Source organism: Psychrobacter arcticus 273-4 (assembly GCF_000012305.1).
GTDB classification, from domain to species: Bacteria; Pseudomonadota; Gammaproteobacteria; order Pseudomonadales; family Moraxellaceae; genus Psychrobacter; species Psychrobacter arcticus.
Window position 1 is genome coordinate 2,432,075 of sequence record NC_007204.1, and the last position, 13,262, is coordinate 2,445,336.

The 13,262-nt window shown below is 44.5% G+C and carries 11 protein-coding genes; 6 read left to right on the forward strand and 5 right to left on the reverse strand.

What is annotated here, in order from left to right:
- Nucleotides 1-133 precede the first annotated feature (133 nt).
- Complete coding sequence (fabF, locus tag PSYC_RS10220) at nt 134-1,501, forward strand: beta-ketoacyl-ACP synthase II (protein WP_049750962.1); 1,368 nt, start codon at nt 134-136, stop codon at nt 1,499-1,501.
- A gap of 115 nt (nt 1,502-1,616) precedes the next feature.
- Nucleotides 1,617-2,480 (forward strand): cell envelope integrity protein TolA, encoded by an 864-nt coding sequence (locus tag PSYC_RS10225; protein ID WP_011281229.1) that lies wholly within the window; start codon nt 1,617-1,619, stop codon nt 2,478-2,480.
- A gap of 222 nt (nt 2,481-2,702) precedes the next feature.
- Here PSYC_RS10225 and PSYC_RS10230 read toward each other — a convergent pair whose 3' ends face one another.
- The 4 genes from PSYC_RS10230 to PSYC_RS10245 form a co-directional block, all read right to left on the reverse strand.
- The gene (locus PSYC_RS10230; protein ID WP_011281230.1) at nt 2,703-4,520 is read right to left on the reverse strand and encodes an aminopeptidase P family protein; all 1,818 of its coding nucleotides are present in this window, start codon (nt 4,518-4,520) and stop codon (nt 2,703-2,705) included.
- A gap of 423 nt (nt 4,521-4,943) precedes the next feature.
- A complete protein-coding gene (locus PSYC_RS10235; protein ID WP_011281231.1) occupies nt 4,944-5,354 on the reverse strand; it encodes a hypothetical protein in 411 nt (136 codons plus the stop codon).
- Between the two features lie 146 nt (nt 5,355-5,500).
- Nucleotides 5,501-7,075: an apolipoprotein N-acyltransferase gene (gene lnt / locus PSYC_RS10240; RefSeq protein ID WP_011281232.1), complete on the reverse strand. Its 1,575-nt coding sequence runs from the start codon at nt 7,073-7,075 to the stop codon at nt 5,501-5,503.
- A 295-nt stretch (nt 7,076-7,370) separates the two neighbouring features.
- Nucleotides 7,371-8,270, reverse strand: coding sequence for an HlyC/CorC family transporter (locus tag PSYC_RS10245; protein WP_011281233.1), 900 nt, complete (start codon nt 8,268-8,270; stop codon nt 7,371-7,373).
- Nucleotides 8,271-8,773: 503 nt separating this feature from the next.
- On the opposite strand from PSYC_RS10245, the gene PSYC_RS10250 reads away from it, so the two are divergent.
- A complete protein-coding gene (locus PSYC_RS10250) occupies nt 8,774-9,877 on the forward strand; it encodes an Lnb N-terminal periplasmic domain-containing protein (RefSeq protein ID WP_227500332.1) in 1,104 nt (367 codons plus the stop codon).
- Between the two features lie 32 nt (nt 9,878-9,909).
- On the opposite strand, the gene PSYC_RS10255 is transcribed toward PSYC_RS10250, so the two are convergent.
- Complete coding sequence (locus PSYC_RS10255) at nt 9,910-10,473, reverse strand: YcgN family cysteine cluster protein (protein ID WP_011281235.1); 564 nt, start codon at nt 10,471-10,473, stop codon at nt 9,910-9,912.
- A gap of 160 nt (nt 10,474-10,633) precedes the next feature.
- Here PSYC_RS10255 and PSYC_RS10260 point away from each other — a divergent pair, with 160 nt between their 5' ends.
- From PSYC_RS10260 to ylqF, 3 genes are all read left to right on the forward strand, one after another.
- Entirely contained in the window at nt 10,634-11,371 is a 738-nt protein-coding gene (locus PSYC_RS10260) for a dienelactone hydrolase family protein (RefSeq protein ID WP_011281236.1), read from the forward strand.
- A 229-nt stretch (nt 11,372-11,600) separates the two neighbouring features.
- Complete coding sequence (locus tag PSYC_RS10265; protein WP_011281237.1) at nt 11,601-11,843, forward strand: hypothetical protein; 243 nt, start codon at nt 11,601-11,603, stop codon at nt 11,841-11,843.
- Nucleotides 11,844-12,228: 385 nt separating this feature from the next.
- Nucleotides 12,229-13,185, forward strand: coding sequence for a ribosome biogenesis GTPase YlqF (gene ylqF, locus PSYC_RS10270; protein WP_011281238.1), 957 nt, complete (start codon nt 12,229-12,231; stop codon nt 13,183-13,185).
- Nucleotides 13,186-13,262: the final 77 nt, after the last annotated feature.

Sequence of the window (13,262 nt, forward strand, 5' to 3'; positions counted from 1 at the left end):
TTAGTTTACATGCGTACACCTATGTGTTTTATAATGGCTGTAGAAATACCCTCCTCTTAGGATTTGTAAGTATAGGATATAGAGCATGAGCCAGCACAGCAGTTTACCCAACGACTCACTTATCGACCAAGCTATGAATAGTACTATTAATAGCCCTACTGCCAATACTCCTGCCACCGCTCAGACAAAAAAACGTCATAAGCCGCCACATTTCGAGCGCACTGATGATATGCGTGTCGTAGTGACTGGCATGGGTGCCGTTACGCCATTGGGATTAGATGTCGAAAGCTCATGGGCGAAGCTCCTTAAAGGTGAAAGCGGTATCACAGCTATCAGTCATTTTGATGCGTCTGGTTATCGCGCGCAAATCGCAGGCGTGGTCAAAGACTTTGATGCCAAGCAATACATGAACGCCAAAGACGCGCGCCGTTATGATGAGTTTATACATTATGCGGTTGCTGCCTCTTCTATGGCGCTACATCAAGCAGGTTTTATCGAGGAAGTGAGCGCTGCTGACGCTCCGGTACAAGGGGTTGATCAAGAGCGCTTTGGGGTGATTATAGGTTCAGGGATTGGTGGTATTCAAAACATCGAAAACAGCCGTGATACCTTACGTGAAAAAGGCTCAAGCAAAGTCTCCCCCTTTATTATTCCAGGCTCTATTGTTAATATGGCAGCGGGCTTAGTAGCTATTAAACACTGTTTGAAAGGTCCCAATCTTGCAACCTCAACTGCCTGTACCACAGCGACTCATGCGATTGGTCTAGCAGCGCGGTTGATTGCTTATGGTGACGCCGATGTGATACTGGCAGGCGGTAGTGAAAAAGGCTCAAGCCCGCTTGGTATCTCAGGTTTTGGTGCTATGCATGCCCTCTCAACCCGCAATGATGAGCCAACTCGCGCTTCACGCCCGTTTGATAAAGATCGCGATGGTTTTGTACTTGGTGATGGTGCTGGCGTAATGATACTAGAAAGCCTTGCTCATGCAAAAGCACGCGGTGCGACGATATTGGCTGAATTGGTTGGCTTTGGTATGAGTGACGATGCCAGTCATATCACCGCGCCTCCAGAAGATGGTAGCGGTGCGGCACGAGCGATGCGTAATGCCTTAAATGATGCGGGTATTGAGCCGTCAGTCGTGGGCTATGTCAATGCCCATGGCACCAGCACGCCTGCCGGTGATGTCGCGGAATCTATCGCCATTGAAACGGTATTTTCGCCTGTGAAAGACACCATTTTGGTCAGCTCAACCAAATCGATGACCGGTCATCTGCTTGGCGCTGCGGGTGGTGTTGAAGCTATTTTTACTGTACTTGCTCTGCAACATCAGCAAGTACCGCCAACGATTAATTTGGACAATATTGAAGACAACTGTAATTTGGATTATGTCGCCAATCAATCGCGTCAAGTAGATAATTTGCAGTACGCGGTATCCAATAGCTTTGGTTTTGGCGGCACCAACGGCTCACTAATATTTGCACGTTGGCCTGTCAATCAGTAACACCAAAAAGCCTATATTCTAGCCGTTGTAACCTTGGTGTCAGATTTGCTACGTTTGTCCACTTGCAGCCCCTTATCATCCTTGCGTATGATAAGGGGTAATTTTTGAAACATTTATGGACGATACCATGTCAAGCTACTCATTTTCTCATCAGTTTTATCAGCGCTGGACGTGTGCGCCAGACCCTATACGCACCTCAATCATCCAAGAGCTCACCGATATCACGACGTTGCTAAAAGCCGAAACGCCATTTGAAACTTTTGTATTTAGCACGCATGACTTAGATGCACACCTTGATGATCTTTATGAGAATCACGAAGCTGAGCAAGCTATCGCCAAGGCAATCACGGATAAACAAGCGGCAGAACAGGTGATTGCTGAACAACAGCGTCTAGAAGAAGAACAAAAAACACAAGCAGCAGAAGATACTAAGCGTAAAGAAGAGGCTAAATTAAGAGAAGCCGCTTTTAAAGAAGAAAATGAGCTAAAAGAAGCAGCAAAAAAACACGAAGCAGATAAGAATGCTCAAACAGAAACTGAAAAAAATATACTGTTGGCGGCTATAAAACCAGAGACAGTTGTTACTGATAAAATAAACACTGACAATAGTGTTCATGCCATTATCAATGACGATTTTGATACTGAGAAAAATGCTGTTGGCAGCAAAACTATTAGCGAACATGCCAATGCTATTGATGACGAAAGCATTAACAACAATAAAACTATTAAGAACGATAGCAGTATCAATGCCATCAACAATAAAGCCAGTGCTGCGATCAGCCTAGCCGTCAAAGATGCCAAACTAAGTGTCACTCATAAAGAGCTGATTCATGAGCTTGAAGTGCAAATTGATGATTATCTGAGTGACCAGATGATGCTAATGTCTGAGAATCTAAAATCTTGGCTGCGTGCTGAGATGACTCAGCATTTAAGCGAGCAAGACAAACCTGCTTCTAACGGTAATCTTCCAAAAAATTAAACACAGTGTCTGAACAGTAGAAGGCCCCATAAATATTTTACGGGGCTTTTTTATATCTAAGCGGCTACAAACTGAGCAAATTTACGTTATATAGTCGGTGAAAAGTAATATCGATACAACACGTACTACTGGTGCAAATTTTTCTTGCTTGCTGTGCCTACGCAGACAGAGGCTGCAAAAAATTTACACCAGCAATACGGTAGCGACTTTAAAGTATTTTAACTATATCGCTTGTGTGCGTTCTGTCAGCCATTCAAGTGCTGCGCCATCGACACGGTCTTTTAGCTCAGCATACACTTGGCGATGGTAGTCATTCAGCCAATCACTCTCTACTTGATCCAATAATGATGGCTCAATCAAACGCGTATCAATTGGGCAATAAGTGATGGTTTCGAAGTTTAAGAAATCGCCAAACTCTGACTCAGTAGGATTGACAACTTGCATATTGACCACCAAGTTTTCGATACGGATGCCCCACTTCCCTTCGCGATATAGACCGGGCTCGTTACTGGAAATCATACCCTCCTTCATCGCGCGCTCTTTTGGCGTGCTGGCGCTATAAGCAATGACCTGTGGACCTTCATGAACGTTGAGGAAATAACCAACGCCATGACCCGTACCATGGCCATAATCCATCTGAGCTTGCCATAATGGCGCACGGCAAATCGCATCGATTAATGGTGAAGCAATACCATCAGGGAAATGCGCACGCGCTAGCGCAATATGGGCTTTGAGTACCGTTGTAAAGTCGCGTTTGTGCTCGCTGCTGACTTGCCCAATACCGACCACACGAGTGATATCTGTCGTGCCATTTTGATATTGAGCGCCTGAATCAATCAGTAACAAGCCGCCTTCACCTTCAGTCACATCTAAATAGCTGAATTTTTCTGGTGTTGCGCGGTAATGCGGTAGCGCACCATTTTCATTAAAACCTGCGATAGTCGGGAAACTTGGTGAGACATAATGTGGCTGCTGACTACGCACATCAATCAACATACTATCGATATCAAGCTCACTTAAACGCTCGCCTGCTTTTAGACGCTGCTCAAATATCGCAAAAAACTCACACAATGCTGCGCCATCTTGACGCATGGCTTCACGTACATGATCAATATCTGCATTGGATTTCACTGATTTTAGTAAAGTGCTTGGCGCCATTTGCTCAATAAATCCCACGCCGTCGCCCATTTTGGATAATGTCCCAACAGCGATTTTACTTGGGTCTAGTAATAATAAATTATCTGCTGTCAGAGTTCCCAATGCGTCTTGCACTGCCTCATAATCAGCCAGTGTAATACCGCTATCTTTCAAGCTTTGCGCAATATCAGCACTGACTTTATTATTATCAATAAACAATGTTGCTTTATCAGCATCGATAAGCATATGCGCCAAAAACACAGGGTTGTAATCGACATCAGAGCCGCGTAGATTGGTTAACCAAGCAATATCATCCAAGCTCGAAAGCAAGTGATGCGTTGCACCTGTCTCTGCCATACCAGCACGGACAGCGGTAAGTTTGGCAGTCGCTGACTGCGCTAAAAACTGTGCATTGTGTGCATATAAACTGGCTGATGGCAGCGCTGGACGGTCAGTCCATACTTCTGTCAATACATCACGCTCGGTAATTAAAGTAATGTCATTGGCATCAAAGGCATCGAGCAAGCGATCTTGCTCAGCGATAGACAGCACGTTGCCATCGACCGCCACGCTATCGCCCTCCGCCAAATGTGCAGCCAACCAGTCGATATGATTTGGCTGACCAGGCGCTAGCTTCTCTAAACTAATACCCGTACCATCCAACTGTTCTGCTGCATGTACCCAATAGCGGCTGTCTGTCCACAGACCAGCAAAATCAGCGGTAACGACTAGCGTACCGACCGAACCGCTAAACCCTGACAACCACAGTCTTGCCTGCCAATATTCTGGTAAATATTCAGACAGATGCGGATCAGCAGAAGGTACAATAATTGCGGTAAGGTCTTGCGCCGCCAGCGTCTGACGTAAGTGGTCGATACGATCGTGAATAGCTTGTTTATTCATTAGGTAGTTCCTTATGAGTGTTTAAAAAAATAGCGTGAGGCGACTATCGATAGCCGTCTTATTTGAGAAATCGCTTAAATCCATTTTATCAATTAAGTCTGCTCCACTGTTCATCTTTGAGCATTGTGCGAGGCATCGCGCACGAGGTCTTTTGCTGTGAGAACTTAAAGATGACTGCTTCACTATTTTTTTGCCAATATTTTATACTCAATGTTCAACACGCCCTAGTAAGCACAACCATAAAAAACCCGTTCTCAGTGATTGAGAACGGGTTTTTTATGGTTGTGCTGAGTAGTAATCATAGCAACAATAGCAATGTCTCTAAGTATAGACCGAACCCTACATTTAGAGACTTAATTATAGACATTCGATTGACAGCTTGCTCAGTGCTACACTTATATCAAAACGTATGAAACAGAAAAATTACTGTGCAGCCACTGCTTTTTCAGTAGTGCCAGCATTTAGGTCGCCATCAGCTTGCTCGGCTGTTAAATCAGCATCGGCAACTGCCGCTTGATTGACTGTCCCTTCAGCAGTAGCAGTACCCGCTTCTGCGGTAACAACTGCGCTATCAACTTCAGCTGCTGGTGTCACTGTCGCATCTGCTGGAATAGCAGTCATCGCTACTGCCGACTCTGCTGCTGGCGCAGTGGCATCAGTGGCAGGCGCTTCGGCTTCAACGGCTGGCGTGGTTTCGGCAGTAATATGCTCACCCGCTGGACGCAAGAAACCAGAAATACCAATCAATAAGACGATACCTAAAAATAAGGCAACACCGCCTAAAGTAAATAATAACTCTTTTTTAGGGTTGTTTTCGACAATATGTTCTGACATACCTTATCCACCTTGCACAAAATATTTAAAATATTGGGCTATTATATCGCAATTTAGGTCGATTTGTTAAAACCCTCAACTATTTAAAGGTTTTATTATCGAAAAACGTTGAAAAACATAATTACTACCGTACATTTTCAGTGTAATTAGTCAATTACACGTGTTCGAGGCGTTGCTCGTTTGCCAAGATAACTCAATAACAGCAGCAGAGCAATCACCATTAGAATAGGATAATTACCAAAGCGCATAAAAGGTGTATTACCGACACGTGCCTGAATATCACCGCGTAATACGGTGCGCTCAAACTGTGGTGCACGTTTTACGATACGTCCTTTGTGATCAATAATGGCGGTCACACCCGTATTGGTTGCGCGCATAAACCAGCGTCCGTTTTCAAGCGCGCGCATCTGTACCATTTGTAAATGTTGTAGCGGACCAGCTGAAGTGCCAAACCATGCATCGTTTGAGATGGTCAATAAAAAATCAGTATTGATGGCATTTTTTCGTGTGGTATCAGGATAAGCCACTTCATAACACACTGCCGCGCCCAGATTATGCCCACGTACTCGCAGCGGTGATTGGCTATCACTACCGCGGCTATAGCTCATGATGTCTTGGCTACCGGCAAGATTTGGCAAGATATCTAACATGCCCTCGAAGGGAATATATTCGCCAAAGGGTACCAAACGCTGCTTTTTATACATCCCTTCAGCATCGCTACCAAGCGCAATCACACTATTATAAAACGGTGGATACTTATCCATTTTTGGATCAAAGTCTGCTTGATCTCGATAAGGAATGCCTGTGACCCATGTGGTATCGGTTTCTTTGGCCATTTTCACCATTTCATTGATAAAGCCAACTGCTTCATCTTGAAACATGGGAATAGAAGATTCCGGCCATAAGACAATATCACGCCCCCACTCTGTACTTGTCAAAGTCGCATAAATTTTTAGCGTCTCTATCTGGTACTCAGTCAGCCATTTTAAGTCTTGTGGAATATTGCCCTGAATTAACGACACCGATAAATCAGGCGTGCCCTTTGGCTTCGTCCATTGCGGATTGATGAGCCATAAAGAAGTACTAATGATTAACAGCGCAAACGTGGCAATCAGATAGCCACCGCGACGGCGCAAAAGCTCCACAATACTGGCCGCCAATAACACTGCTACAAAAGAGACGGCAAACACGCCCGCAACAGGTGCCAATGACGACAGCCAATACTGCTCAGTAAATGCATAACCGACAAACAGCCATGGAAAACCGGTAAACAGCCAAGTCTTCATCCACTCTTGCAATATCCATAGCGCGGCAAATGACAAGGGCTGCTTACCAACCAGTCGATTAAAAGTCAGTGCCAAAAAGCCATGGAATAATCCCATGCAAAGACCCATCAGCGCAATCATAATCAGTGCAAGCCATACTGGCGTATCACCATACACATGAATAGAGGTATATAACCAAAACGCTCCCACACACCAAAGCCCTGTCCCATAAGCCTGACCAATAAAAAACGCCCGCTTACCACTCATCTGTGGCAGTAATAAAGCGTATAAAATCGCCGGAGAGACCAGAGCCACTGGCCAAAAGCCATAAGGCGCGAGTGCAAAGATAAATATTGCGCCTGCCAGCCACGCAATCAATATCGTCAGCACCAGAGGTAAACCCTTTGGCTTCTCAGGGTTTAGACGTTTTTGCAAATCAACAGTAGACAGACGCATAGCAGTTATCCAAAACTTTATTATTCAGTAATTTTAAATCTTGATGATTCAATCGACGTTTAAGATAAAGACAGGCATATTATGATCAATGCAGCAGTCAAAAATCAAACTCGCTCATAATACCAGTCTGTCCAAAGTAATGGGTAACATTGCGTATTTTATCGGCTAAAGAGTGATCACAAACGCTAGAAAGCAAAAAACACGATCGCAATCGTGTTTTTTGTATGGTTGTTACCCTTGTTAAGCCTATCTTTAATAGTTGCAATCAATAGGCTTAACTCATTCAATGAAGTGTCTAATGACTACCAATCAAGATTTGCTGACCCGGCTTGATTTTGGTCAGCTCAAGATTTTGAATAAAGCGCCCTTCGACATCAGTAATGGTGATTTGCCAATCGTCTATGACCACGCTCTCACCTTCTAAATCTCCGACATGACCAAGGGTCTGCATGACCAAGCCACCCATAGTATCAACGTCGGTATCATCAAAATGACAGCCAAGCTCATCGTTACAATCTTCAATCACAGTAGAGGCTTGGACACGCCAAGTATTGGGCTTTTCAGGGTCAGCAACGATATTGTTAATATCACTGTCTGCATCAAAGTCATCATGCTCATCGACGATGTCACCGACGATCTCCTCAAGCAAATCCTCCATCGTGACCACGCCACCAAAATTGCCAAATTCATCGACGACAATCGCCATATGGACTTGGGTACGCTGCAAGGAGCGCAGCAAGGTATCAGAGCGTGCACTTTCACTAATATAAAGTGGTTGGCGCACCAAATCTCTTAAGCGCTTGCTACTGATCTTATCTTCTTGATCGCGCACCATATGCACCAATAAAGGAATCAAATCTTTTGCCAATAGGATACCGATGACCGCATCGTCATCTTGGCTATCAAAAACCGGATAGCGCGAGTGGGTGGTCTCAAGGATGATGTCCATCACTTCAGCAAGGCTGGCGCTTTCATGTAGCCCAACCACCTGCGGGCGCGGAGTCATGATTTCACGCACTTGTGTTGCCGGCAGATCAAGCACGCCTTCTAACATATCAACGGTGTCAGGTTCTAGGAATTGGCGCGAGTCTTGTACCAAACGTATCAGTTCATCTCGGGTTTCGGGGGCGGTCGATAGCCAGCGTTTTAAGCCGCGCATCGACCAACTACTCGGGCTTGGAGCATCTTCAGACATGATGGTGTGAGTTAACCTCTTTAATTAATGGCAATTAGAATCATAAAAATGATAGATGGGGATAAAAAGGCTAAATAAAACAGTCAGCTTATCACTAACAGCATATTAAAGCATAAATCATCCACCTTAATCAGATTTACTTTATCGCAAGGCTTGGCGATATTCAACGTCAAATTCACTCAAATTGTATTGTCAGTGTGCTGCAATTTTTGCTATGGTCAAAGCCTGTATCTTATTACATAAATGCTAAAACAAAGGCAAAAATAAATCTTATGTCGCTACCTGCCTTTTTTTCTCGCCTTTTTTCGTCTCACTCAACTGGCCATCGTTCAGATAACGGCTTAGACACTCATCAGTTAAATAATGACAAGGCAAATAGAGCATTGACTAAACTATCAAATCGTAAGCCTCTAAAACCTAAGCCAACGAAACCCAAGTGGCGATATTATTTACTGCAATTTTTTATTACGCTAACGCTGATACTGTCAGCGGTTTGGTTGCTGATGGCAATCTGGTATCAATTTGGCGGGCACTCAGTTCTAACATGGCTCATAACACTTACTGTTATTGGGTTACTGGCAGCACTGCTTGCGATGCGCTTGTGGTCGAGCATGACTGAAAAACTGATCTGCAGGCTCGCTGGCTCAAGAAAAATTAATAGTAAAAAAATCTCTCTAAAAACTGTCTCTAAAATCCTTATAGCCACCTATACGGCACTTTGGCTAATCGGTCTTGGTTGGTTTTTCTCTATTGAAGCGCAACAAGAGCGCGACTGGATGCCAGAGGTAGCTGAAAGAGTTACTTATACCCGCGATGCAAGCAATCCTGATTTGATTACACTAACCAACGTACGCAACTTTGATTGGCATACCGACACAGAAGCGACAGAGCGCTGGGAGACGCGCACGATTGATATGTCAAAGTTATCTGGCGTCGATATTACCAATTCGTATTGGATGGGGCCACTGATTGCCCATACGCTAGTGAGCTTTCGTTTTGAAGAGGAGCGCCCGCTTGCCTTCTCATTTGAGATTCGTAAAGAGAATGGCGAATCGTTTTCGGCATTGGCAGGGTTTTTTAGACGTTTTGAATTGAGCTTGATTGCCGCAGAAGAGCGAGATATTATCTACACACGCAGTAACGCGCGCGGCGAGCAGGTGTATCTGTTTCCCATTAGCAATTTACAGCAGCATGAAGTTAGAGCATTGTTTGAGTCATATTTGACTGCTGCTGATGAGCTAAATGCCAAGCCTGCTTGGTACAATACCTTGACCAGCAACTGTACCAATATTATCTTTTATATGGCGCGTCTCGTCAGCGATGATCGTCTGCCATGGGACTACCGGATTTGGGTCTCTGGTTGGTTGCCCAATTATCTTCATGATGCCGGTATGTTAGACACCAATCCAGACAAGAGCGGACAGCCTTGGTCGATGGATACCTGGTATGAGCGCACCCATATCAACCCAAAGGTTAATGGGTTTGATCCTAAATTTCCGAAAGATAACCCTGTTGCCGATAACGACAACGCCATTCATAACAGCGATTTTTCGATGCAGATTCGCCAAGGCATTCCTATTCCGCCGCTTGACGATGCTAAAAAATAGGCGCTAACCCTATTAAACAATTAATTATTGAGCTAAGGCTTCACCCAATTGACCACTCGCGTTTCCATCTCTTCATCATCCATACCGATTTCAGTCACGCAGCGTCCCGCCACACCCACATTGGCGGCGCGCATTTTTTTCTGGGTTGCCAGCACATCTTCAGTCAATAATAAATGCCAACTTGGTAGGTTTTGCCCTTTATATAAACGCTTATAGGCACAGTGCGACGGTAGCCACATCATATTTGGTAGATTTTCAATCGTCAGCTGAATACAATCTGGCACATGCTCTTGGCGTGTCGCATAATGCGTACAATAGCCGGTCGCACAGTCCATTAGCTGGCAAGTCACATCGGTATATTCCACCAAATCTTCATCAACATTGCCCTGCTCGTCCTCATCGATATATTTAATCAAGCAGCAACTGCCGCAGCCATCGCACAGTGCTTCCCATTCGCTAAGGTTTAATTCTGCTAGCGTAAAGCGTGACCAAAATTGCGGGCGCAGTGATTCAGTCGAGCCACCTTCAAATAATAAAGGCGTGTCCGTATCGGCATTTAAGCTGGATTTATCGTTATTTAACAAATTTAGGGTCATAAAACTGCCGTATCATTTTGACAAAGAGCGTTACAGTATTATAGCTGTTTTTGACTAGGTTGGGCGTTATGGTAGTCAAGGTCAGCAAATTGATCAATCAAAAAATACGGATATCCGATACTCATCACATAAATTTCATTACCTAAAAAAGGACAATACTATGTCAATTAAGACGTTTGAATTAATCAGTACTACAGAAAATGGTATTCAATTGATCAGCTATGTCGCGCTGCCAGAAGCGGCGTCCGATGACAATCCCGTAGCCGGTATTTTGGTCGCACCAGAATGGTGGGGCGTGGTCGAGCATCCAAAGAACGTCACTGAACGCTTAGCAAAAGCAGGCTACGCTGCGGTCGCTATGGATGTATACGGTGAAGGCAAGCTAACTTCAGATGCCGCACAAGCAAATATGTGGATGGAACAAGTGTTAGCCGATCAAGACATGCTCATGGCACGCTGCCGTTTGATTCTTAATGACTTTAGCGATCAGCTAGCCGTTGATAGCGATAACTTGGGTGCGATTGGCTATTGCTTTGGTGGCAAAATCGTCCTTGATATGGCGCGAGAAGGTATGCCCTTAAAAGCAGTGGCTACCTTCCACGGCAACCCATCACCTAAGCAGCCTGCCGATAAGCAGTTCAGCGCTAAAGTATTGGTCGCTCATGGTCGCGATGATTCTATGGTATCGATGGACGCCATAGAAGGTCTCAAAGCAGAATTGGACGGCGCAGATATTGATTACACCATTGATGTTTATGATGGCGCTAAGCACGGATTTACCAATCCAAATGCTGACGAGCGCGCTGCCAAAAATGGCGTAGACTTGGGCTATAACGAAACGGCTGCTAAACAGAGCTGGGACAATATGTTGGAGTTTATGAAAGATAATTTGGCGTAATAGCTTTTTATCATCGTTTGGCATTAAATTATATTTATAGAATATTTAAGCGCTTTAACTCTCGTTTAATAAGCTGATATATGGCGTGTTAGGCGCGTCACTCTTGTGCTTATAATCAAATAGCGTCATTATCACTCAATGGACAGACAGATTGAGTGGGAATGACGCTATATTTTTTGATTCATGGCTTTGATTCCTTGCAAATATAGACAGTATATAGCTTTAGCTCATGCACCAGCATGAATTTTGTCCATTACACCAGATTCGACAATACTATTGGGGATTGACTGAAACCTTAACAGCAACGATTGATAATCAACGCTGGGCATTGGTGTTACTCGTCGCGCTACATGTACTGCTGTATTTATTCGTCGTGATTCACTATGCGCAGCAAATCATTGCTTATAACGATACTATTTCTTATAACGATAATGACACCACTACCGTTACTGCTATAGTAGATTCACTGTAAAACCGATACAGTGCGACTGCGATGAATTTTTCGTAGCCTCCGTGATAGCAGCAAGCAAGAGACGTTTATAGCAGTCGCACCTCTTTAATAACGTATCGATATTACTTTTCACCGACTATAGTGCTAAGATTTTCGTGCCCATGACATTGTGCTGGGTCATTTTTACCAATTTCACCTATGATGGCGTGATTTGGCACCTTTACCGCCAGCGCGCGCTGAGACTGCAAAACAGGTCGAATAATAATCTCTCATTAGAACGAATGGAAATTATAGCATGAGCACTTTTTAGCATCATTACTTTGCTTATGTAGTAAACTGAACACCATGAAAAGTGAATGACGATCGTCTTACTTTGAGCATTTTTTATAAAAGGTTATGAAAGCAGATGGATAAGAGAGTAAGTATTCAGTGGTTCCCTGGGCATATGAACAAAGCCCGCAATGAAATTAAAGAAATCATGCCGCAGATGGATGTGGTTATCGAAGTGATTGATGCGCGTATTCCTTATAGCAGCGAAAACCCAATGGTCGCAGCGTTGCGTGGCGAAAAACCTGTCATCAAAATCCTTAACAAAGCTGACCTTGCGGATCCTGAATTGACCCAAGCGTGGATGGACTATCTTGAGCAGCAAAACGGTGTTAAAGCCATTGCTTGTGATACTGATAAAGCCAATGATGTCAAACGTATCATCGCAATCTGTAAACAACTCGTCCCCAATAAAGTCGGAACCGGTCGCCAAATCAAAGCCATGATTATGGGAATTCCAAACGTCGGTAAATCGACTTTGATTAATACTTTGGCTGGACGCGCCGTGGCAAGAACTGGCGACGAACCAGCGGTCACCAAGTCACAGCAGCTTATCAAGCTTGACGATGACATCATGCTCTATGATACGCCCGGTATGCTGTGGCCAAAAGTTGAAAACGAAAATTCTGGCTATCGCTTGGCAGCGACAGGCGGCATTCGCGACACGGCGTTTGACTTTGCAGATGTTGCCAGTTATACCGCTGAGTATTTGTTAACCGCCTATCCTGAGCTACTAAAAACTCGCTATAAAATTGAAGAACTGCCTAAGACCGATTGGGAGTTTTTTGAAATAGCTGGTCGCAATCGCGGCTGCGTACGCGCGGGCAATAAAGTCGATACCTACCGGATGTCAGAAATCCTAGTCAATGAGCTGCGTAGCGGTAAGATTGGACGTATCACTTTAGAGAAGCCTGCTATGACTGAGGCTGAAGAAGTCATCGTCGCTGAGCAACGTATCGCGTCAGAAGAAAAAAGAATCGCTAAAGAAGAAGAGAAACGCTTGCGTCGCTTGAAAACGCGGAAGAATCGGAAGTAAATGCTCACTAACATAGCTCGTAGGGTGCGCCTAGCGCGAGCCTTTCCCAAACTCTGTGTAACTGCTTATAATCCACC

Coding starts and splice junctions, on each gene's coding strand:
- fabF (WP_049750962.1), top strand. CDS start 134: ATGAATAGTACTATTAATAGCCCTACTGCCAATACTCCTGCCACCGCT.
- PSYC_RS10225 (WP_011281229.1), top strand. CDS start 1,617: ATGGACGATACCATGTCAAGCTACTCATTTTCTCATCAGTTTTATCAG.
- PSYC_RS10230 (WP_011281230.1), bottom strand. CDS start 4,520: ATGAATAAACAAGCTATTCACGATCGTATCGACCACTTACGTCAGACG.
- PSYC_RS10235 (WP_011281231.1), bottom strand. CDS start 5,354: ATGTCAGAACATATTGTCGAAAACAACCCTAAAAAAGAGTTATTATTT.
- lnt (WP_011281232.1), bottom strand. CDS start 7,075: ATGCGTCTGTCTACTGTTGATTTGCAAAAACGTCTAAACCCTGAGAAG.
- PSYC_RS10245 (WP_011281233.1), bottom strand. CDS start 8,270: ATGTCTGAAGATGCTCCAAGCCCGAGTAGTTGGTCGATGCGCGGCTTA.
- PSYC_RS10250 (WP_227500332.1), top strand. CDS start 8,774: ATGGCAATCTGGTATCAATTTGGCGGGCACTCAGTTCTAACATGGCTC.
- PSYC_RS10255 (WP_011281235.1), bottom strand. CDS start 10,473: ATGACCCTAAATTTGTTAAATAACGATAAATCCAGCTTAAATGCCGAT.
- PSYC_RS10260 (WP_011281236.1), top strand. CDS start 10,634: ATGTCAATTAAGACGTTTGAATTAATCAGTACTACAGAAAATGGTATT.
- PSYC_RS10265 (WP_011281237.1), top strand. CDS start 11,601: ATGCACCAGCATGAATTTTGTCCATTACACCAGATTCGACAATACTAT.
- ylqF (WP_011281238.1), top strand. CDS start 12,229: ATGGATAAGAGAGTAAGTATTCAGTGGTTCCCTGGGCATATGAACAAA.